Source organism: Shinella sp. GW835-FHT14H05, assembly GCF_058793575.1.
Window position 1 is genome coordinate 264,985 of sequence record NZ_JBXAFY010000001.1, and the last position, 21,448, is coordinate 286,432.

The 21,448-nt window shown below is 64.0% G+C and carries 16 protein-coding genes; 8 read left to right on the forward strand and 8 right to left on the reverse strand.

Annotation, left to right across the window (positions count from 1 at the left end; genetic code table 11):
- Positions 1 to 3 precede the first annotated feature (3 nt).
- The 6 genes from lysS to AC1Q6Z_RS01310 all read right to left on the reverse strand — a co-directional run bounded on the left by lysS (position 4) and on the right by AC1Q6Z_RS01310 (position 7,623).
- Positions 4 to 1,497 (reverse strand): lysine--tRNA ligase, encoded by a 1,494-nt coding sequence (gene lysS, locus AC1Q6Z_RS01285; protein WP_492646482.1) that lies wholly within the window; start codon positions 1,495 to 1,497, stop codon positions 4 to 6.
- Positions 1,498 to 1,508: 11 nt separating this feature from the next.
- Entirely contained in the window at positions 1,509 to 2,978 is a 1,470-nt protein-coding gene (gene gltX / locus AC1Q6Z_RS01290) for a glutamate--tRNA ligase (RefSeq protein ID WP_492646483.1), read from the reverse strand.
- A gap of 131 nt (positions 2,979 to 3,109) precedes the next feature.
- A complete protein-coding gene (locus tag AC1Q6Z_RS01295) occupies positions 3,110 to 4,882 on the reverse strand; it encodes an SLC13 family permease (protein WP_492646484.1) in 1,773 nt (590 codons plus the stop codon).
- A 302-nt stretch (positions 4,883 to 5,184) separates the two neighbouring features.
- A complete protein-coding gene (locus AC1Q6Z_RS01300) occupies positions 5,185 to 5,937 on the reverse strand; it encodes a TerC family protein (protein ID WP_256119840.1) in 753 nt (250 codons plus the stop codon).
- A gap of 98 nt (positions 5,938 to 6,035) precedes the next feature.
- Positions 6,036 to 6,908, reverse strand: a complete 873-nt coding sequence (locus AC1Q6Z_RS01305) for an AraC family transcriptional regulator (protein WP_492646485.1) — start codon at positions 6,906 to 6,908, stop codon at positions 6,036 to 6,038.
- A 55-nt stretch (positions 6,909 to 6,963) separates the two neighbouring features.
- The gene (locus tag AC1Q6Z_RS01310) at positions 6,964 to 7,623 is read right to left on the reverse strand and encodes a TetR/AcrR family transcriptional regulator (RefSeq protein WP_256119839.1); all 660 of its coding nucleotides are present in this window, start codon (positions 7,621 to 7,623) and stop codon (positions 6,964 to 6,966) included.
- A gap of 147 nt (positions 7,624 to 7,770) precedes the next feature.
- Here AC1Q6Z_RS01310 and AC1Q6Z_RS01315 point away from each other — a divergent pair, with 147 nt between their 5' ends.
- Positions 7,771 to 8,973, forward strand: coding sequence for an HlyD family secretion protein (locus AC1Q6Z_RS01315; RefSeq protein ID WP_256119838.1), 1,203 nt, complete (start codon positions 7,771 to 7,773; stop codon positions 8,971 to 8,973).
- Positions 8,974 to 9,000: 27 nt separating this feature from the next.
- Positions 9,001 to 10,596 carry a DHA2 family efflux MFS transporter permease subunit gene (locus tag AC1Q6Z_RS01320; protein ID WP_492646486.1) on the forward strand — a complete coding sequence of 532 codons (1,596 nt, stop codon included), beginning with the start codon at positions 9,001 to 9,003 and terminating at the stop codon, positions 10,594 to 10,596.
- Positions 10,597 to 10,743: 147 nt separating this feature from the next.
- On the opposite strand, the gene AC1Q6Z_RS01325 is transcribed toward AC1Q6Z_RS01320, so the two are convergent.
- Positions 10,744 to 11,736 (reverse strand): PhzF family phenazine biosynthesis protein, encoded by a 993-nt coding sequence (locus tag AC1Q6Z_RS01325; RefSeq protein WP_492646487.1) that lies wholly within the window; start codon positions 11,734 to 11,736, stop codon positions 10,744 to 10,746.
- Between the two features lie 21 nt (positions 11,737 to 11,757).
- Between AC1Q6Z_RS01325 and AC1Q6Z_RS01330 the strand changes: the two genes are divergently transcribed.
- From AC1Q6Z_RS01330 to AC1Q6Z_RS01350, 5 genes are all read left to right on the forward strand, one after another.
- Positions 11,758 to 12,870 carry a metallophosphoesterase gene (locus AC1Q6Z_RS01330; RefSeq protein WP_492646488.1) on the forward strand — a complete coding sequence of 371 codons (1,113 nt, stop codon included), beginning with the start codon at positions 11,758 to 11,760 and terminating at the stop codon, positions 12,868 to 12,870.
- A gap of 89 nt (positions 12,871 to 12,959) precedes the next feature.
- On the forward strand, positions 12,960 to 14,003 hold the full coding sequence (locus AC1Q6Z_RS01335; protein WP_492646489.1) for a LacI family DNA-binding transcriptional regulator: 1,044 nt from the start codon (positions 12,960 to 12,962) through the stop codon (positions 14,001 to 14,003).
- A gap of 11 nt (positions 14,004 to 14,014) precedes the next feature.
- Positions 14,015 to 15,469 carry a xylulokinase gene (gene xylB, locus AC1Q6Z_RS01340; RefSeq protein ID WP_492646490.1) on the forward strand — a complete coding sequence of 485 codons (1,455 nt, stop codon included), beginning with the start codon at positions 14,015 to 14,017 and terminating at the stop codon, positions 15,467 to 15,469.
- A 28-nt stretch (positions 15,470 to 15,497) separates the two neighbouring features.
- Entirely contained in the window at positions 15,498 to 16,808 is a 1,311-nt protein-coding gene (gene xylA / locus AC1Q6Z_RS01345; protein WP_492646491.1) for a xylose isomerase, read from the forward strand.
- 335 nt (positions 16,809 to 17,143) lie between these two features.
- Positions 17,144 to 18,652, forward strand: coding sequence for a methyl-accepting chemotaxis protein (locus AC1Q6Z_RS01350; RefSeq protein ID WP_492646492.1), 1,509 nt, complete (start codon positions 17,144 to 17,146; stop codon positions 18,650 to 18,652).
- A 51-nt stretch (positions 18,653 to 18,703) separates the two neighbouring features.
- Here the strand turns inward: AC1Q6Z_RS01350 and AC1Q6Z_RS01355 are convergent, their stop codons facing one another.
- The gene (locus tag AC1Q6Z_RS01355) at positions 18,704 to 19,735 is read right to left on the reverse strand and encodes a LacI family DNA-binding transcriptional regulator (RefSeq protein WP_492646493.1); all 1,032 of its coding nucleotides are present in this window, start codon (positions 19,733 to 19,735) and stop codon (positions 18,704 to 18,706) included.
- Between the two features lie 167 nt (positions 19,736 to 19,902).
- Here AC1Q6Z_RS01355 and AC1Q6Z_RS01360 point away from each other — a divergent pair, with 167 nt between their 5' ends.
- Positions 19,903 to 21,429 (forward strand): sugar ABC transporter ATP-binding protein, encoded by a 1,527-nt coding sequence (locus tag AC1Q6Z_RS01360; protein ID WP_492646494.1) that lies wholly within the window; start codon positions 19,903 to 19,905, stop codon positions 21,427 to 21,429.
- The last annotated feature ends 19 nt before the right edge of the window (positions 21,430 to 21,448 follow it).

Genomic DNA, 21,448 nt, shown 5'->3' on the forward strand with positions numbered 1-21,448 from the left:
GTCTCAGTCTGCCTTCGCCCGGCGGGCCGGGAAGAGGATGACGTCGCGGATCGATGGGGCGTTGGTGAGCAGCATGATTAGGCGGTCGACGCCGATGCCGAGGCCGCCGGCGGGCGGCATGCCCTGGTCGATGGCGTCGAGGAACTCGTCGTCAAGCTGCTTGGACTTCTCACCACGGGCATGCGCCTGTTCGAGCTGCTCGACCATGCGGGCGCGCTGCTCTTCCGGGTCGTTCAGCTCGGAGAAGGCGTTGCCGAGTTCCCAGGTGTTGCAATAGGTCTCGAAACGTTCGACGAGGCGCGGTTCGCCCGGTACTTCCTTGGCGAAGGGCGAGATGTCCTTCGGGAAATGCGTGACGTGCGACGGCTGGATCAGCGTCGGCTCGACCTTCTCCTCGAAGATGAAGGCCAGGCATTCGCCCCAGGTCCAGTCCTTCTCGACTTCAAAACCGGCTGCCTTGGCGGCGGTGCGGGCTTCCTCATCCGTCTTGATGGCGAGGAAGTCGATGCCGGTCGCTTCCTTGACGGAATCGGGCATCGGCACGCGCTTGAACGGGCCCTTGAAGGAGAGTTCCTTGTCGCCATAGGCGAATTCCGTCGAGCCGTGGATCTTGACCGCCAGCTCGGCGAAGAGGCGCTCCACGAGGTCCATGATGTCCTCGTAATCGGCATAGGCCCAGTAGCATTCCATCATCGTGAATTCGGGATTGTGCCGGGTTGACACGCCCTCATTGCGGAAGTTGCGGTTGATCTCGAACACCTTGTCGGTCAGGCCCGAAACCAGCGTGCGCTTCAGGAACAGTTCCGGCGCGATGCGCAGGAACATGTCGAGCTTCAGCGTGTTGTGGTGCGTCTTGAAGGGTTCGGCCGTCGCGCCGCCATAGACGGAATGCAGCATCGGCGTCTCGACTTCCATGAAGCCGTCGTTTTCCATGAAGCGGCGGATGCCGGAGACGATCTTCGAACGCTGCTGGAAACGCAGCTTCGATTCTTCGTTGGTCATGATGTCGAGGTGGCGCTTGCGATAGCGGATTTCGACATCCGCCACGCCATGCCACTTTTCCGGCATCGGCAGCAGGGTCTTCGTCAGCATGACGATCTGTTGTGCGTTGATCGTCAGCTCGCCGCGCTTGGTGCGGCGCACGACGCCCGTGACGCCGATGATGTCGCCGATGTCGATCATCGGCAGCAGGGCGCGCGCCTCTTCCGGCGTGGTGTCCTTGTGGCTGAAGATCTGGATCTTGCCGGAGGCGTCATGGATATCCATGAACATGCCGGAATTGCGCGAGGAATAGACGCGGCCGGCAACCGTCACGACGTCGCCGCTCTCGGTGTCAAGTTCCAGCGTCTCGTACTTTGCCGCAAGCTCGGCATTCGTCATCGTGCGGTGGAAATGCGCCGGATAGACGTCGCCGATGGTCTGGCGCAGCTGGTCGAGCTTCTGGCGGCGGACCTCCGTCGGATCGGAGGAAAGGGTGGTTTCTGTCTTCTCGTTCATTCTTCTTGTCCTTACTTTCCGCTGCCGACCATCGAGGCGACGACCTGAGACGCAATCTTCAGGCGCTGGCGCACGACGGAGCGGCCGAGGATCGCCATCGAGTCGAACAGCGGCAGCGAGCGCGACGAGCCGGAGACGGCGACGAAGAGCGGGGCCACGACGACCTTCAGCTTCTTTCCGAGCAGGTCGGCACTGGCACGCAGTTCCGCCTCGATGCTCTCGACGGTCCATTCCGGCATCTTTTCGAGGTCCGGCTGGACCTGGTTCAGCACTTCCAGGATTTCTTCCGGCGTGGATTTCACCTTGGCGAAGGCGTCCGGCGTCAGGCCGAGATCCGACTTCAGCAGGAAGCCGGTGAGGTCGGGCAGTTCGCCGAGCTTGGAGATGCGCGACTGCGAGAGTTTCAGGCCCTGGCGGATGCGGTCGTTTTCCATCGCCCAGTTCAGCACGCGCGCCGTGAATTCCTCTTCCGTCAGCTGCTCGCGCAGCCAGCGGCCGTTCAGCCAGTCGAGCTTCTGGATGTCGAAGATCGCGCCGGCCTTGGAGAGGTTTTCCGGGTCGAATTTTTCGGCAAGCTGCTCCATGGTCAGCAGCTCTTCGCCCTCGGCGATCTGGATGAAGAACAGGCCCAGGAAGTTCATCAGCGCTTCCGGCAGGTAGCCGAGCGCGGAATAGTAGGAGATCGAGGTCGGGTTCTTGCGCTTGGACAGCTTCGACTTGTCGTGATTGCGCATCAGCGACAGGTGCATGAAGACCGGCGGTTCGAGGCCGAGATATTGATAGATGAGGATGTGCTTCGGCACGGAGGCGAGCCACTCCTCGCCGCGCGCGACGTGGGTGATCTTCATCAGGTGGTCGTCGACCACATTCGCCATGTGATAGGTCGGCATACCGTCGGCCTTGAGCAGGACCTGCATATCGATGGCATCCCACGGGATTTCGACCGGGCCGTAGACGCCGTCGACGAACTTGCAGGAGCCCTCGGTCGGGATCTTCATGCGCACGACATGCGGCTCGCCGGCATCGACGCGGCGCGTGACTTCTTCCGCGGAAATGTGCAGGCAGAGGCCGTCATATTTCGGCGGCTTGCCGGCGGCGCGCTGCGCCTCGCGCATTTCGGCCAGCCGCTCGGGCGTGCAGAAACACTTGAAGCCGTGGCCGTTGGCAACGATCTTGTCGACGTAAGGACGGTACATGTCCTTGCGGTCGGACTGGCGGTAGGGGCCATAGGGGCCGCCGATATCCGGGCCTTCCGACCATTCTAGCCCGCACCATTTCAGCGCGTCCAGCACCTTCTGCTCGAATTCCGGCGTCGAGCGCGTGGCGTCCGTATCCTCGATGCGCAGGATGAAGGTGCCGTTGTGCTTCTTCGCGAAGAGATAATTGAAGAGCGCGATATAGGCAGTGCCGACATGCGGCTCGCCGGTCGGGGAGGGTGCGATGCGTACGCGAACGCCGGAGGCGGTTCCGGAAGTGCTCATGATATGGCCCGTCTTGACTTATGGGAGGGAGAGCCCGGTTTTGTGCCGTTTTAAACGGCGGGAAGAGGCTTTCCGTTGGGCTGGGGTGAGACCATATTCAGCCCGGCGCGTCAAGAAAAACTCCGACGTCCCTACTTGAGCGGCCAGACGGCGAGCAGCGTCGGCACGCTGACGATGACGATGAGGAAGGAAAGCGGCAGGCCGACGCGGGGATAATCGGCGAACTTGTAGCCGCCCGGCCCCATGACCAGCGTGTTGCACTGGTGGCCAACGGGGGTGAGGAAGTCGCAGCCCGCGCCGATCGCCACCGCCATCAGGAAGGCCTCGGGCCGATAGCCGAGCGCACCGGCGAAACTGGCGGCGATCGGCGCCATGACGAGCACGGTCGCGGCATTGTTGAGAAAGGGCGTCACCGCCATGGCGGTGAGCAGGATGAGGGCAAGCGCGCCGAAGGGCGGCAGGTGCACGGCGACATCGCCGAGCCAGCCGGCGATGAGTTCGCTGGCCCCGGTCGTGCGCAGGCTGTCGGAAACGGGGATGAGGGCGGCGAGCATGACGAGGATCGGCCCGTCGAGCGCGGTATAGGCCTCGCGCAGCGGCACGGCCTTGAACAGCACCATGGCGACGGCGGCGGCGAAGAAGCCGGTCGCGACCGGGACGAGACCGAGCGCGGTCGAGGCCATGGCGGCGATCAGGATCAGCACTGGGATGATTGCCCGGCGGGGTGCGCCGAGCAGGATTTCGCGCTGGGCAAGCGGGAGCAGGCCGAGTTCCGGCAGCAGTGTCGGCAGCGTGCGGTTGTTACCCTGGAGCACGATCATGTCGCCGGGGCGAAGCCGCACTTCGGAGAGCTTTTCGCGCAGGCGCTGGCCCTGCCGGCTGACCGCGAGCAGGTTGATACCGTAGGAATGGAACAGCGCGATGCTGCGCGCCGAAATGTCGATGAGGCGGCTGTCATTGCCGACGACGGCCTCGATGGCGCTGATCTCACCCTCTTCGCCCCGTCCGGCGCGGATCGGCTTGCCGGAGAGTGTCAGGCCCGTGGCGGAAACCACCTTGTCGAGCGCGCCGGCCGTGCCTTCCATCAAGATCGTGTCGCCGACGGCGAGCCGAACGTCCGGCAATGGCGCCAGGTGGACATGGCCGCGGATGATGGCGGTGGCAATCACTTCGCCGTCACCGTTCTTCAATATTTCATTCAGAGACTTGCCGACCGAGGGCGAGCCTTCTTCCACCGTGGCGTCGGAGGAATAGGCGGCCGCCTCCAGAGATTCTTCGATGCTGGCGCTGGTGTTTTCCCGCTCCGGCACGATGCGGTTGAAGAACAGCATGAAGAGCACGCCGCAGACCGTCAACGTCGCGCCGACGGGCGTGAAATCGAACATGGTGAAGCTCTCGCCGGTGATTTCCTGGCGCAGCCGCGAGACGACGATGTTCGGCGAAGTACCGATCTGGGTCATCAGGCCGCCGAGCAACGCGGCAAAGGCCATGGGCATCAGGAACTTCGAGGCCGGTGTGCGGGATTTCTTAGCGAACTGGAAGGCGAGCGGCATCATGATGGCGAGCGCGCCGATATTCTTGATGAAGGCCGACAGCACCGCGACCGAGACGAGGAGCAGCGCAAGCTGGGCGCGCCGTTCGGTGAGGTTCGGAAAGAAGCGCTTGACCGCGACATTGACGATACCGGAGCGCGCGACGGCAGCACTCACCATCAGCGCGCTGCCGACGATGATAACGATATCGTCGCTGAAGCCGGAAAAAGCCTTGTCGAAGGGCACGATGCCGAGCGCCAAAGCAAGCAGCAGCGAACAGCAGGCGACGAGATCGTAACGAAACCGCCCCCAAATGAACGCCGCCATCATCAGGCCGATGACGACGAAGGCGAAGGTCTGCTCAATTGTCATACTGTTAATGGCCCGTGCGGCAGGACGATGCTCGACATGAATTCGGTCAGGGCCTTTTCGGTTCCACCATTAAACGACGAAAACCATTCATCAATTTTAGTGGAACAATGCCGCCGATCAAACGCTTTTCCAGGAGAAGGCGGGCCGTGTCAACCGGACGCGGCGGGGATGGAGAACACGGGGATTTTTCCGGTTTCTTCCCGTGGCCAACGAAACGGCAGACGAGCTCCCAACCCGTCCGTCCCGTCTTCGATACAATTCAACAAAGAACCGGCGGGATGTTGGTCCCGCCGGTTTTGTCTTCAGTGGGTGGTGGTGCCCTGTTTCTTCTGGCGCGCGCGTCGCGAAACCATGTTCAGGATCTCGACGAGGGCCGAGAAGGTCATGGCGGCGTAGACGTAGCCCTTCGGCACGTGGAAGCCCATGCCTTCGGCAATCAGCGTCGTGCCGATCATCAGGAGGAAGGCGAGCGCCAGCATGACGATCGTCGGGTTCTTCTCGATGAAGTTGGCGAGCGGGTTGGCGGCCAGCAGCATGACCGCGACGGCGACGACGACGGCAACCACCATGATCGGCAGATGCGGCGTCATGCCGACGGCGGTGATGATGCTGTCGACCGAGAAAACGAGGTCGAGCAGCAGGATCTGGCCGATCGCCGCTGAAAACGACGAGGTGACCGTGCCGCCAACCATGTCTTCCTTGTGGTCGACGGGGTCGACATTGTGGTGAATCTCCTTCGTCGCCTTCCAGACGAGGAAGAGGCCACCGGCAATCAGGATCATGTCCTTCCACGAGAATCCGTGGCCGAAGGCCTCGAACACCGGGGTGGTCAGCTGGACGATCCAGGCGATGGTGCCGAGCAGCCCGAGACGCATGATCAGTGCGAGCCCGATGCCGATGCGCCGCGCCTGAACGCGGTGTTCAGGCGGCAGCTTGTTCGTCAGGATCGAGATGAAGATAAGGTTGTCGATGCCGAGAACGACTTCCATCACGATCAGCGTGATGAGCGCAATCCAGGCGGCCGGGTCTTGCATGAGTGCAAGAATACTGTCCATCCGGTCTTCCTCTCCATGAATACGTTTTGAGAATGGCCTCCCGTATTTATGCAGATTTCAACCGCTGGCAAGCAGGCCGGCCGCGCTCTGTGCGGATTTCACGGATTCGTCATCCGATCGGCGAGCGGAAGCCAGATTTCCACCCGTCCGAGCCCGGTTTCCGGGTCGAAATCCTCGCCGTAGAATTCGAGCACGTCCGGGAACGCGCCCACCGTGCGGCCGGAAGCCGGTAGCCAGGTGCGGAAAGCGGCGTCGACCGTCGCCGGAATGCCGTTGACATGGCCCTGGTGCTGGAAGATCGCCCAGGTCTGCGCCGGTATCGTGACCGTCTCGAACTCCGCCGGCAGGTCGTCGTCCGTCGAGACGCGGGCGCCGGCGAGGTAGCGGAAGCCGGCCTTGCCGTCCCCCAGCATGGTGCAAAGGCCATAGGCGGTCTTGTCGACCTGGCTTGGTATGTGGCCGAAATGGTCGTTGAACTTCTGCCAGAGGGCCGGAATGCCGGCGGCCTTGCCGGGCGCGAAATCGGCGGCGAGGCCGGTGATGGTGAAGGCGTCCAGCGTTTCGATGCGCGGGGCGGGAAGGTCGGTCTTTTCGATGGCGGACATGCGGATGGGCTCCTGAAGCGTGAGGCCGGTGAGGTCGCCCTTCGCGCGCAGGGCTTCCGGCGTCAGGCCGAATTCCTCGCGGAAGGCGCGGGTGAATGCCTCATGGGAGCCGTAGCCGGCATCGAGCGCCACCGCCAAAATATCCTCGGCACCCGCGGCAAGCTGGCGGGCCGCCTCGGAAAGGCGGCGGGCGCGCAGATAGCGGTTGAGGTTCTGGCCGGTCATCTCGCCGAAGCGCCGCGACAGGTGATGGCGCGACATGCCGGCCATCGCGGCGATTTCGGAGAGCGCGATGGTGCGGCCGAAATGGCTTTCGATGAACCAGATGGCCTTGGCAACGGGATGCATGGACGTGTCGCTCCTCATGGAAAGCCATCTTATGGCGCCCGCCGAGGCTCGTCACTTGATCGCGGTTGCGCTTTTAGGCCTTCGCGCCATAGGCGGCGAGGAAAACCCGGATGGCCGAGGCGACGTTCTTCTCGATTGTGGCCCGCGGCGGCACGTCTTCCATGGAGCCGAAGATGCGCGGCTTGAAGAGGCCGACGGTGGTCAGCTCGATGAACTGCTTGGCGGCCTGCGCGGTGTCGTCCGACACGACGATGCCGGCTGCGACCTGCCGGTCGAGATAATCCTGCAGCACGGAGACCGGATTGATCGCCGAGGCGGAGAAGAAGCGGCTACAGAGTTTCGGCAGGCGATGGTTGGCAGCGATCACCATGCGCATGGCGCGGATCGTCTGGTCCGCCGTCATATGGGTGGCGAAGAGCATGCCGAAATCATGGAGCGCCTTGTCGAGCGGCTGGTCGCTGTCCAGTGCATGGCGCACGGTTTCCGTGAGCTTGCGGCGCTCGCGCTCGATCATGTCGCCGAACAGGTCTTCCTTGTTCTCGAAATAGACGTAGATCGTGCCCTTCGAGACGCCGGCCGCGCGCGTGATGTCGTTCATGCTGGCGGCTTCGAAACCCTGTTCCATGAACACGCGTTTCGCCCCGTCGAGGATCTGCTCGCGCTTGGCGGGGTCCTCGCCGGCGACGCGGCGGCCCGTCTGCGGGGCGGCCAGTTTTTCTTCCGTCGTCTGCATCTCCGTTTTCCGTGCTCGCAACCTGGTGTAAACTATTTCGAACCGCGTGGTTCGATTTCCTCTTGATATGCGCGAGAAAGAAGACTATGTCAAATCGAACCGAACGGTTCAGTTCGGAATTTTTATCCGAGAGATGGTGGCACGTCCATGTCGACTACCCATGGCGCCGGCACGGCGAAGGTTCGTCCGGTCAATGATGATTTCCAGGCCGAAACCGCAGAGGCGCGGCCGGTGACGACGGCCGAAGCGGCCCCTGCCGCCACCGTCGCCCAGCCCGAGAAGAAAAAGAGTAGCCGCCGTTTCGTGCTGCCGCTCCTCGGCCTCGTGCTCGTCGCCGCCGGCAGCTGGTACGGTCACGAATGGTGGACGAACGGCCGCTTCATGATCTCGACGGACGACGCCTATATCGAGGGCGACATCGCCTCCATCTCTCCGAAGGTCTCCGGTTATGTCGAGGTCGTGAACGTCGTCGCCAACCAGGCCGTCAAGGCCGGCGATCCGCTCGTGACGCTCGACAACGGCGACTACCGCCTTGCCAAGGAACAGGCCGAAGCCCAGATCGCGACGCAGAAGCTGGCGCTCGACCGCATCGACGCGCAGATCGAGGGCGCCAAGGCGAGCCTCGCCCAGGCGGAAGCCCAGAAGACGGCCTATCAGGCGGCGCTCAGCGGCGCGGAAGTTGCCGAAAATCGCGCCAAGGAGCTGAACGCCAAGGCGGTCGGCACCACCGCATCGCTCGACAGCGCCACCGTCGCGCTCGACCAGGCTAAGGCCAATCTCGTCGGCGCGGATGCCAATATCGTTGCTGCCAAGGCCAGCATCGCCGTGCTCCAGGCGCAGCGCAACGAATCCGAAAGCGAAGTCCGCTCGCTGGAACTCGCCCGCGACAAGGCGGAGCGCGACCTCGGCTTCACCGTGCTCAAGGCGCCCTATGACGGCGTCGTCGGCAATATCGCCGTGCAGGTCGGCGATCTCGTCTCGGCCGGCCAGCGGCTTGCGGCACTCGTTCCGGTGCGCGACCTCTATGTCGAGGCGAATTTCAAGGAAACGCAGATCGCCCATCTCGTGCCGGGCTCCAAGGTGCACCTGCATGTCGACGCCTATGAGGACGACGACATTCTCGGCACGGTGGATTCGATTGCGCCGGCGTCCGGTTCCGTCTTCTCGCTGCTGCCGGCGGAAAACGCCACGGGCAACTTCACCAAGGTCACGCAGCGCGTGCCCGTCCGCATCGCCATCCCCAAGGAGGCGCTGGACACGGGCAAGCTCAGGGCGGGCCTGAGCGTTGTCGTCGACGTCGACAGCCGTACGGCGCCGACTTCGACGGCGGTCGCCGCGAAGGCCGAATAGGCTTCATCCAGCAAAGGAGCGCGGGCCATGGCCGCGACCGCTCAACCCACAGCCGACGCGATTGCGTCGGCGCCCGCCCAATCCGACAAGGTTCCCGTCCGCCGCGTCATCGCGTTCTTTGCGATGGTCTTCGGCATGTTTATGTCGATCCTCGACATCCAGATCGTCTCCGCCTCGCTTGCCGAAATCCAGGCGGGCCTGAGCGCGGGCACGGATGAGATCGGCTGGGTCCAGACCTCCTACCTGATCGCGGAAGTCATCATGATCCCGCTGTCGGGTACGCTCGCGCGCATCGTCTCGACCCGCGTGCTGTTTGCCGTGTCCGCCGCGGGCTTCACCGCTGCGAGTGCGCTCGCCGCCACCGCGACGAACATCGACCAGATGATCGTCTACCGCGCCATCCAGGGTTTCATCGGCGGCGGCATGATTCCCTCGGTCTTCGCGGCCGCCTTCACCATCTTCCCGCCGTCCAAGCGCAGCGTCGTCTCGCCGATGATCGGCCTTGTCGCGACGCTGGCCCCGACCATCGGCCCGACGGTCGGCGGTTATCTCAGCCATGCCTTTTCCTGGCATTGGCTGTTCCTCGTCAACATCGTTCCCGGCATCATCGTGACGATCGTGACCTGGAACTTCATCGATTTCGACAAGCCGCAGCTTTCGCTGATGAAGAAGTTCGACTGGTTCGGCCTTGCCGCCATGGCCGTCTTCCTCGGCGCGCTGGAATATGTGCTCGAAGAGGGCAATGCCAACGACTGGTTCAACGACGAGCACATCGTGCTGGGCGCCGTCGCCTCGGTGATCGGGGGGCTGATCTTCTTCTATCGCGTCTTCTCGGTCGAGTTCCCGGTGGTGGACCTGCGCGCCTTTTCCAACCGGAATTTCGCCTTCGGCTCGCTGTTCTCCTTCGTGATGGGCATCGGCCTTTACGGGCTCACCTATATCTATCCGCTCTATCTCGGGCGCATCCGCGGCTATGATTCGCTGATGATCGGCGAGACCATGTTCGTCAGCGGCCTCACCATGTTCTTCACGGCGCCCATTGCCGGGGCGCTGTCGAGCCGCATGGATCCGCGGTTCATGATGATGATCGGTTTCGCGAGCTTCTCCTACGGCACCTGGATCATGAGCAGCCTCACGGTGGACTGGGATTTCTACGAGTTGCTCGTGCCGCAGATCCTGCGCGGTTTCGGCCTGATGATCTGCATGGTGCCGATCAACAACGTGGCGCTCGGCACATTGTCTCCGGACAAGGTTCGCGGTGCCTCCGGCGTCTTCAACCTCACGCGCAACCTCGGCGGTGCCGTGGGGCTCGCCATCATCAACACGATCCTCACGCAGCGCCAGCAGGAGCACTACGCCCGGCTCTCCGAGCATGTGCAGTGGGGCAATCCCGAAGCCATGGACCAGATGCGCAACATGGCGGCGACCTATACGTCACACGGCCTCGATGGCGCGACCATCGCCATCCAGAAGATGGCCGGCCTCGTGCAGCGGCAGGCGACGATCCTGTCCTTCGCGGATGTCTTCGTGCTGCTGACGGTGCTGTTCGGCTCCCTTGTGTTTTGCGCCTTCATCATCAAGAAACCCCAGGCCGTCGGCGGCGGCGGTGGTGGCGGGCACTGAGCCTCGGACCAATCGACATTCAGCCCATGCCGGCCTGCAAACAGCGATTTTCCGCGCTTCCGGTGCTCACGTACTGAAAGTACGCTGCGCTCCGGGTCACGGAAACTCACCATTTTCGGCACGGCCTGGGCTGAATGTCGATTGGTCCTAAACGCTCAGCGTCCCGCTCATCACCGGCACACAGGCGCCGCCGATGCGGACGGTGTCCCGGTCGACGACCTCGACGGAGAGCAGGCTCGGCCGCTGCATGTCGATACCCTGCGCCACCTGGAAACGGCGCGGCCTGCCGCCCTCCAGGCTGGCGATCAGCGCGCAGGCTGCCGCCGTGGCACTTCCCGTTGCGGGGTCCTCCGGCAGGCCGTCGAAGGGCGCGAACATGCGGGCGGTGAAATCCACCGTGCCGTCGTCTTCCCGCAGTTCACGGCAGTAGAGATAGATCGCATCGGCGCCATCCGCGGGCAGGATGGCGGAAAATGCCGAGAGGTCCGGCTTGGCGCGCTGCAGGGCCTCGCGCGTCGTGATTTCGGCGACGATGAATGGCAGGCCGACCGAGGCGATGTAGGGCTGGTGCAGGCCGAGCGCGATATCCGCCTCTGCCAACGACAGGCAGGCGGCAACGCTTTCGGGCGTGATGTTGCGCCCGACCGAGAGCGGCTGCGGTGCGGTCAATTGAACCTGGTCGACCTCGCCGTCTTCGCGCAGGATCTGCGCCCGCACGAGCCCCGCCGCCTCCTCGAAAACGAATTCCTCCACCGGTCCGGCCTCTTCCATCGCCGCCAGCACATAGGCGGTGCCGACATTGGGATGGCCGGCGAAGGGCACCTCGACGGTGGGCGTGAAGATGCGTACATGCGCCGTATGCCGGTCGTCTTTCGGGCGCAGCACGAAGCTCGTCTCGGAATAGTTGAACTCCCGGGCGATCATCTGCATCTCTTCGCCGGTCAGGCCGTCGGCATCGAGCACGACGGCGAGCGGATTGCCGCCGAACCGGGTCCGGGTGAATACATCGACCGTGTGAAAACGCAGCTTCATCATCCGCCTCCCTGAAAACATCGTGGTAACAAGTGCGAAGGCATCGCTCAAGGTCGCGCCGTGCGGGCTCTGTACGATGGCGTGGTTCTGCCGCAAAATACGGGACATCAGTTTGCGCCGGAGACTTGCATGCCCTTCCAGCCCACCCGCCGCCATCTCCTGACCGGGGCCGCTGGCCTCGGCCTTTCCGTCGCCTTGCCCCGCATGCCTCTTCTGGCGCAGACCGCGCGGCCGGCGACGGATGCGACCTTTCTCTTCTCCTGCGATGTGCATGCCTGCCTCGTCTCGGCGGATAGCCTCAGCCCGAACTGCGCGGATGAAGGCAAGACGGATGCGGCGCTGCTCCGGCATGTCGCGGCGGTCAATGCTGTCGGCGGTCTCGTCTGGCCGGTGGAAATCGACGGCAAGCCGTCCGGTCTTGCGAGCGCAGGCACGCAGATTGCCACGCCGCTCGGCCTCGTGCTCGGCGGTGACATGACGGATGACGGCGGCGGGCAGGTGAAGGTGCCGGGCGAGGGGCGCCAGCTCCAGCAATTCGCCAGCCGCTACCAGCAGGGTACCGGCCCGGACCACGTGCACTATCCGGTCTATAACGGCCTCGGCAATCACGATCTCGACCAGGACGGTGTGCCGCCGCATCCCGACTGGTATCGCCGCGAACTGCGCGACTATGTCGAGCTGAACCATCGCTCGACCGTGTTCTACAAGGCGCCGGTACCGGTGACGAACTACGACATCGATTCCGACAACTATTCCTGGGATTGGGGCGGGCTGCATCTCGTGCAGCTCCAGCGTTTTGGCGGGGACGACACGAAGGGCGCGATCAGCGGCCTGCCCTGGCTCCAGCAGGACCTCGCCACCTACGCCGCAGATGGCCGGCCCGTCGTGCTCTTCCAGCATTACGGCTGGGACCAGTTTTCCACCGAGCATTGGGATCCGGCGGCAAAGACCTTCGATCCGCATGGCGCCGGCCCGGCGCACTGGTGGACGGACGAGGAGCGCGCGGGTCTCATCGCCACGCTGAAAAACCACAATGTCGTCGGCATCTTCCACGGCCATGAGCATCCGACGCCGATGATCTACAACCGCGAGGGCTACGATATCTTCAAGCCCATCGCGACCTTCCTCGGCGGCTTCGCGCTCGTCCGCATCACCGACGCCGCCATGGATGTCACGCTCGCCCATGCGGGACAGAATCCGGGCGACGTCGTCTTCACCCACGCGTTCAGCAAGCGCCTCTAAAGCGAAAAATGCGCATGAATCCTCCGCCTGAAAATTTCTGATTTACGTACATCAAAAATTCCTCTAAAGGGTCTCGGCACGGAGGAGAGATGAGACCCACGGTTCACGATATTGCCGATACGGCGGGCGTCAGCCTTGCGACGGTCGACCGCGTTCTGAACGACCGGCCGGGTGTGCGCGGCGTGACGAAGGCCAAGGTCGAGGCGGCCATTGCATCCCTCGGCTATGTGCGCGACGTGGCGGCGGCGAACCTGGCGAAGAGCCGCGTCTACCCGCTCGTCTTCATCCTGCCTGCCGGCGACAATCCCTTCATGCGCGGGCTGGAGGCGGAGGTTCGGCGCGCCGGCTTTCATTCGGCGGCCGAGCGCACGCGGCTTTCCGTGGTCCCGGTGCCGGCCTTCGATGCCGCAGCCCTGGTCGCAGCGATCGATGCAGCAGTCGCCGATCAGGTCTCCGGCATCGCCACCGTCGCGGTCGATGCGCCGGAGGTTGCGGCGGCGATCGGCCGGGCGCATGCGGCTGGCGTTCCTGTCGTCACGCTCGTCTCGGATCTCGCAAATTCCGACCGCGATCATTTCGTCGGCGTCGACAACGTCGCCGCCGGTCGCACTGCGGGTAGCCTGATGGGCCGTTTTCTCGGCAACCGGCCAGGCCCCGTCGCGGTGCTCGCCGGCTCGATGCGCGTGCGCGACCACCGCGAACGCCTCGACGGCTTCCTCGCCACCATCGCGGACATGCCGGTCGGCCGCGCGGTCCTGCCGGTGCTGGAAGGGCAGGACGATCCCAAACTGTCGCTGTCGCTGCTATCCGGCTGCCTCGCGTCCACGCCGGATCTCGCCGGCATCTACAGCCTCGGCGCCGGCAACCAAGGCCTCGTCGCGGCCCTCGCCGACAGGACGGATATCTGCGTCATCGCACACGAGTTGACGGCGCATACACGCGCAGCCCTCGAGACCGGCATCATCGACGCCGTGCTCAATCAGGATGCCGGCCACGAGGTGCGCAGCGCCATCCGCGTGCTGCGCGCCAAAGCGGACGGCCTGCCGGTCATTGCCGCGCAGGAGCGCATCCGCCTCGACATCTTCATCAAGGACAACCTCCCGGCCGGCCCGGACGAGGACGATAACAACTAGGGAGCAACACCATGTATCTCGGGATCGACCTCGGTACGTCCGGCGTCAAGGCCATGCTGATCGACGCCGCCCAGGCCGTCATCGGCTCCGCCTCCAGCAAGGAGGTCACGACCACGCGCCCGCATGCCGGCTGGTCGGAACAGGACCCGGCCGACTGGATCCGCGCGACGGAGGAGGCGATCGCCGGCCTGCGCGCCGCCCACCCCGCGGAACTGGCGGCGGTGCGCGGCATCGGCCTTTCCGGCCACATGCACGGCGCGACCCTGCTCGACGGCGAGGACAAGGTGCTGCGCCCCTGCATCATGTGGAACGACACGCGCAGCCACCGCGAGGCAGCGGCGCTCGATGCCGATCCGCGCTTTCGCAAGATCACCGGCAACATCGTGTTCCCGGGTTTCACTGCGCCGAAACTCGCCTGGGTGAAGGCGAACGAGCCGGATCTCTTCGCCAAAATCCGCTGGGTCCTGCTGCCGAAGGACTTTTTGCGCGTCTGGCTCACCGGCGAGCACATATCGGAAATGTCGGATTCCGCCGGCACCGCCTGGCTCGATACGGGTGCCCGCAAATGGTCCGGTGAACTGCTTGCCGCGACCGGGCTTGAAGAGCGCCAGATGCCGACGCTCGTCGAAGGCACCGACACCGCCGGCATCCTGCGGCCGGAGCTGGCCGCGAAATGGGGGCTTGGTGAAGGCATCGTCGTTGCCGGCGGGGCGGGGGACAATGCGGCCTCGGCCTGCGGCATGGGCACGGTGCGCGAGGGCGCGGCCTTCGTCTCGCTCGGCACCTCCGGCGTGCTCTTCGCCGCCAATGCGACATACCTGCCGAACCCTGAAAGCGCCGTGCACGCCTTCTGCCACGCGCTTCCGAACACCTGGCACCAGATGGGCGTCATCCTCTCCGCGACAGATGCGCTGAACTGGCATTCGCGCGTCACCGGCGCCTCCGCCGCCGATCTCACCGGGGAACTCGGCGAGGCGCTCAAGGCGCCATCCGGCGTCACCTTCCTGCCCTATCTTTCGGGCGAGCGCACGCCGCATAATGACGCGGCGATCCGCGGCGCCTTCCTCGGCCTCGGCCATGAGAGCGGCCGCGCGGTGCTGACGCAGGCGGTGCTGGAAGGCGTGTCCTTCGCCATCCGGGACAGCCTGGAAGCGCTGAAATCCGCCGGAACGCAGCTTTCCCGCGTCACCGCCATCGGCGGCGGGTCGCGGTCGCGCTACTGGCTGAAATCCATTGCCACCGCGCTCGACCTGCCCGTCGACCTGCCGGCGGACGGCGATTTCGGTGCCGCTTTCGGCGCCGCACGCCTCGGCCTCATCGCCGCGACGGGTGCCGACCCGGTCGCGGTGTGCAGCGCGCCGGCAACCGCCGAGACCATCGAACCCGAGACGGCGCTCACGGCCGCCTACGAGGATGCCTATCAGCGCTACCGCCGCCTCTACCCGGCGATCCGCGCCGCTTACTGACCGAACAAACACACCAGAGGAGACACCCATGGCCACCGGCTTCTTCGGCGATATCGCCAAGATCAAGTATGAAGGTCCCGAAAGCACCAACCCGCTCGCCTTCCGTCACTACAATCCCGATGAAATCGTTGCGGGCAAGCGCATGGAAGACCACCTGCGCTTCGCCGTCGCCTATTGGCACACTTTCGTCTGGCCGGGCGGCGATCCCTTCGGCGGACAGACCTTCCAGCGTCCGTGGTTCGAGGATTCGATCCAGGCGGCGAAGCTGAAGGCGGACGTCGCCTTCGAATTCTTCCAGCTGCTCGGCGTGCCCTTCTATTGCTTCCACGACGCCGACGTGCGGCCGGAAGGCAAGGATTTCGTCGAGAACACCAGGAACCTCAACGAGATCGTCGACTATTTCGAGAAGAAGCAGGCCGAGACCGGCGTCAAGCTGCTCTGGGGCACCGCCAATCTCTTCTCCAACCGCCGCTACATGGGTGGTGCCGCGACCAATCCGGATCCGGACGTCTTCGCCTTCGCCGCCGCGACGGTAAAGACCTGCATCGACGCCACGCATCGCCTCGGCGGTGACAATTACGTGCTGTGGGGCGGCCGCGAAGGCTACGAGACCCTGCTCAACACCAATATCGGCCAGGAGTTCGACCAGCTCGGCCGCTTCGTCAACATGGTCGTCGAATACAAGCACAAGATCGGCTTCAAGGGCGCAATCCTCATCGAGCCGAAGCCGCAGGAACCGACCAAGCACCAATACGACTACGACGTCGCGACCGTCTATGGCTTCCTCAAGAAGTATGGCCTTGAGAACGAGGTGAAGCTCAATATCGAGCAGGGCCACGCCATCCTCGCCGGCCATTCCTTCGAGCATGAGCTGGCGCTCGCCAACGCGCTCGGCGTCTTCGGCTCCATCGACATGAACCGCAACGACTACCAGTCCGGCTGGGACACCGACCAGTTCCCCAACAACGTGCCGGAAATGGCGCTGGCCTATTACCAGGTCCTCGCCGGCGGTGGTTTCACGTCGGGCGGCACCAACTTCGACGCCAAGCTGCGCCGCCAGTCGATCGACCCTGCGGACCTCCTGATCGGCCATATCGGCGGCATGGATTGCTGCGCACGCGGCCTGCGGGCGGCGGCGAAGATGATCGAGGACAAGGCGCTCTCCGCGCCGCTCGCCGATCGTTATGCCGGCTGGCAGAAGCCTGAGGCGCAAAAGATCCTGTCCGGCGGTTCCTCGCTGGAAGCGCTGGAAGCCTACGTGCTCAAGGATGGCATCAACCCCGAGCCGCGCTCCGGCAAGCAGGAGCTTCTGGAGAACGTGGTCAACCGCTACGTCTGACCGGACGACACGTCCCGACGATAACAAGAGGGCGCCTTTCCGGCGCCCTTTTTGTTTGTGAAGTCATGCCTCACGTAAGGTGAGATATACTTTTGCTGGCGTAAAATGATTTTCGTGCGACTTTGGTATATATTGGTGTGTTTGATAACAATAAGCGAGCGATCCATATAAATTCGCGATTCAATTGCGCTTTATCAATTCTGGTTTAAGTAATCCATCGACGACTATAGTGTTTGTTTACTGTCTCCTGCAAAAAATCGCGACAGGCTGGATGCGAGAATCCCGATTCGGGACTTGGCGCCAGTCGCCATTCCAACAGCTTGAGGATTTGTCCGATGTCAGCGCAGGATGCCAAGACCCAGCAACTGAATGAACGTCTGCAGTTCGTCGCGCTCGATGGCGGCCAGCGCGATGCCTTGAAGCGGGCGCTGCCGACGATTTCCGCCTCGCTCAACGGCGCGCTCGACATCTTCTACCGCAAGGCCCGCGCCACGCCGGAAACGGCCCGCTTCTTTTCCAGCGAGGCGCATATCCAGAGCGCCAAGGGCCGGCAGGCCAAGCATTGGGAGCTGATCGGCTCGGCGCGCTTCGATGCGCAATATGTCGATGCCGTCACCACGATCGGCCGTACTCATGCCCGTCTCGGGCTGGAGCCGCGCTGGTATATCGGCGGTTATGCGCTGATCCTCGAAGCGATCGTCGAGAGTGTCGTCGCCAGGCATCTCGATGGTTTCCTCTACCGCAAGAAGGCGGCCGCGCTCGGTGAAGAGATTTCGGCCATCGTCAAGGCGGCGCTGGTCGACATGGACTATGCGATCTCGGTCTATCTGGAGGCCCTTCAGGAGGAGCGCGAGAAGGTGGAGGCCGAGCGGCAGGTGCTGAATGCCGAGCAGGAGGAGGCGCTCGGCGCGCTCGACACCTCGCTCAACCGTCTTGCCGGCGGCGACCTGACCGCTGCCATCACCAGGCCGCTCGCCCCGCAGTTCGAGGGCCTGCGCTCCAATTTCAATGCCGCGATCGACAAGCTCGACGACACGCTCGGCGCCATCGTGACGGCGGCGGAGGATGCGGCCGGCAATTCCGGCGAGCTGGTCAACGCCACGGACGACATGGCGAAACGCACCGAGCAGCAGGCGGCCTCGCTGGAGGAAACCGCGGCTGCGGTCGAGCAGATCACCACCATTTCCCGCGAGGCGGCGCACCGGGCGGAGGAAGCGCGCCGCGTCGTCGGCAGCGCGACGGAAGAGGCGAAACGCTCCGGCGCGGTGGTCGAGCAGGCGGTTTCGGCGATGAGCGCGATCGAGGATTCGTCGCGCAAGATCACCCAGATCATCGGCGTCATCGACCAGATTTCCTTCCAGACCAACCTGCTCGCGCTGAATGCGGGCGTCGAGGCGGCGCGGGCGGGCGAGGCGGGCAAGGGGTTTGCGGTGGTGGCGCGGGAGGTGCGCGAACTCGCGCAGAAATCCGCGGATGCGGCCCGGGAAATCAAGGCTCTGATCGACAAGTCCTTCGAGGACGTGCTGCTCGGCGTGTCGCTGGTCAACAAGACCGGCGAGGCGCTGCACCATATCGGCGAGCAGGTGGTGCATATCAACGGGCATATCGATGCGATCGCCAGTTCGGCCCGCGAGCAATCCGCCGGCATTTCGGAAATCAACAAGGCGGTGGGCAGCATGGACCAGATGACCCAGCAAAACGCCGCGATGGTGGAAGAGACCAATGCGGCCACGCACAATCTCATGCAGATCAGCACGACGCTGAAGGGGCTGGTCGACCGGTTCACGGTGTCGGCGGGGCGGGGGGAGCGGGCGGCTAAGGCGGGCCAGCGCCGCTACGGCTGAGGCTCCCCCCTTGAGGGGGAGATGTCCGGCAGGACAGAGGGGGGTATAGGCCTACCGCTTCTGAAACCGCCGCGAAGGCGCCGTCACGGAGTTTCGCACGATCAGGTCCGGCCGCAACAGGATTTCGGTTTCCGGCGGTTCGCTGCCGGAAAGCAGTTCCAGCAGCAGCGCCATGGCGCTCTTGCCGATGGCGGTGCGGGGTTGGCGGATGGTGGTGAGGGAGGGCGTCATGAAGGTCGCCTGCGGCACGTCGTCGAAACCGGTGACCGAAAAGTCGCCGGGAATGTCGTAGCCGCGGGCGCCGAGACCGATCATCACGCCGATCGCCGTCTGGTCGTTGACGCACATGAAGGCGGTGGGCAGCGTGTCGCGCATGAAGAGCTGTTCGAGCGCGAGGCGCCCGCTTTCGATCGTGCCGTCGCCTTCCAGGATGGTGCGCTCTCCGGCCGGCACGCCTGCGGCATCGAGCCCGGCATCGTAGCCCTGGCGGCGGCGGCTATAGGCGAGGCGCGTGCGCGAATCACCGATGAAGGCGATCTTGCGGTGGCCCTCGGAGACCAGCAGATCGACCGCCTTGCGCGCGCCCTCGATATCGTCGACGCCGACATAGGGAATGCCACCATTGTAGACCGGCTCGAAGACGCCGACGCTCGGCGGCAGGCGGGCCGTCATGGACTGGTGGCCGAAGGGCAGGATGCCGGTGAACAGGATCAGCCCGGCCGCCTGGTTGGAATTCAGGAATTTCAGATATTCGAGCCCGCGCTGCGGGTCGTTGTGGGTATGGCCGATCAGGATGCCATAACCGTGCGAGCGCGCCTCGTTTTCCAGGCCCACCAGAATGTTGGAGAAATTCGGGTCGCCGATATCGGGCGCCACGACGAGAATCATGTTCGACCGGCCGAGGCGCAGGCTGCGCGCCATGGCGTTCGTCGTATAGCCGGTGATGGCGATGGCCTGGTTGACCTTCAGCCGCGTCGAATTCGCCACCTTTTCCGGCGTGTGGATCGCCCGGGAAACGGTCGCGATCGAGACTTGCGCGATCCGCGCGACATCTTCGATCGTGGAGGGGCTGGACGATGACACTCTATTTTCTCACTCGGCTCGCGTTGCGGCGACACTACACAGACTTGTCTGAGGGTCAAACGGCGCTTGGTGAAAATTGCGGATATCCAGTGATGTAAACCTTTACATAGATCATGTAAAGGTTTACATCATGGCTCAAGCGGTCGAGGAGCCGCAGGGAGGAAATCATGAATCCGGACGCTGCCGACGGGGCTCCCGTCGTTCTTTCCGCACGCCGCATCAGCAAGTCTTTCAGCGGCGTACAGGTGCTTTTCAGCGTCAATTTCGAGCTTCGCGCCGGCGAAATCCATGCCCTGATGGGCGAGAACGGCGCGGGAAAATCGACGCTCGTGAAGATTCTCTCCGGCTTCGAACAGCCTACCTCCGGTGAAATCCTTCTCGATGGCCAGCCGGTGAAACTGCCGCCGAACGGGCAGGCGGAATCGCTCGGCATCGTCATCATCCACCAGGAATTCAATCTCGCCGAACACCTGACCGTGACCGAGAGCCTGTTCCTCGGCCGCGAGGTGACGCGTTACGGCATGCTCGACCGCAAGTTCATGCGCGGCGAGACGCGCCGCGTGCTCGACCAGCTCGGCTCGCATGTCGATGAGAACGCGCTGATCAGCTCGCTGTCGATCGCCGACAAGCAGATGGTGGAGATCGCCAAGGCGATCAGCCGCGATGCGCGCATCATCTTCATGGACGAGCCGACCGCTGTCCTCTCCCGCGAGGAGACCAATTACCTGTTCCGCCAGGTGCGCAAGCTGCGGGAAAAGGGCACATCCTTCGTCTTCGTCTCGCACAAGCTCGACGAGGTGATGGAACTCACTGACCGGGTAACAGTGCTGCGCGACGGGCAATGGATCAAGACGGCGCCGACCAGCATTCTCGACGGCGAATCGATTGCGCAGCTCATGGTCGGCCGCGAGCTTTCCAGCCTCTACCCGTCCAAGCAGGAGCCGAGCATCGACGAGGAGGTAACGCTTTCCGTCGAGGGGCTCACGACGCATTACGTCAAGGATGCGAGCTTCGAGGTGCGCAAGGGCGAGATCCTTGGCTTTTCCGGCCTGATCGGCTCCGGCCGCACGGAGCTCATGGAGGCGGTGGCGGGGCTTCGCTCCCGCCTTTCCGGCGAGGTTTTGGTGGGCGGCGAGAGCGTGCCAGGCGGGGATGTGCATGCCGCCAACCGCGTCGGCATCGCCTATATGACCAAGGACCGCAAGCACAAGGGCCTGCTGCTCAACTCCCGCATGACCGCGAACCTGACGCTGCAATCGCTCGATCGGCATGGCCGCTATGGCTATCTCAATCCGAAGAGCGAGGCGGAAGCGCTGGAGCGCGCGCGCCGGCGCTTCGATATCCGCGTGCGCGACGGCCGGGTGGTCGCGGGGCGCATGTCGGGCGGCAACCAGCAGAAGCTGCTGCTCGCCAAGGTCATGGAGACCGAGCCGGACATCATCATCATCGACGAGCCGACGCGCGGCATCGATGTCGGCACCAAGCAGCAGATCTACCACTTCATTTCCGCACTCGCCCGCGATGGCAAGTCGATCATCGTCGTCTCCTCCGAGATGCCGGAGATCATCGGGCTCTGCACGCGCGTCGCCGTGATGCGGGAAGGGCGGATCGTCGGCATTCTCGAAGGCGAGGAAATCTCCGAACAGGAGATCATGCGCTATTCGGCAGGGTTGAAGAAGAAGGCCGCCGCCTGAGCCATCGGCCGGGCGGCAT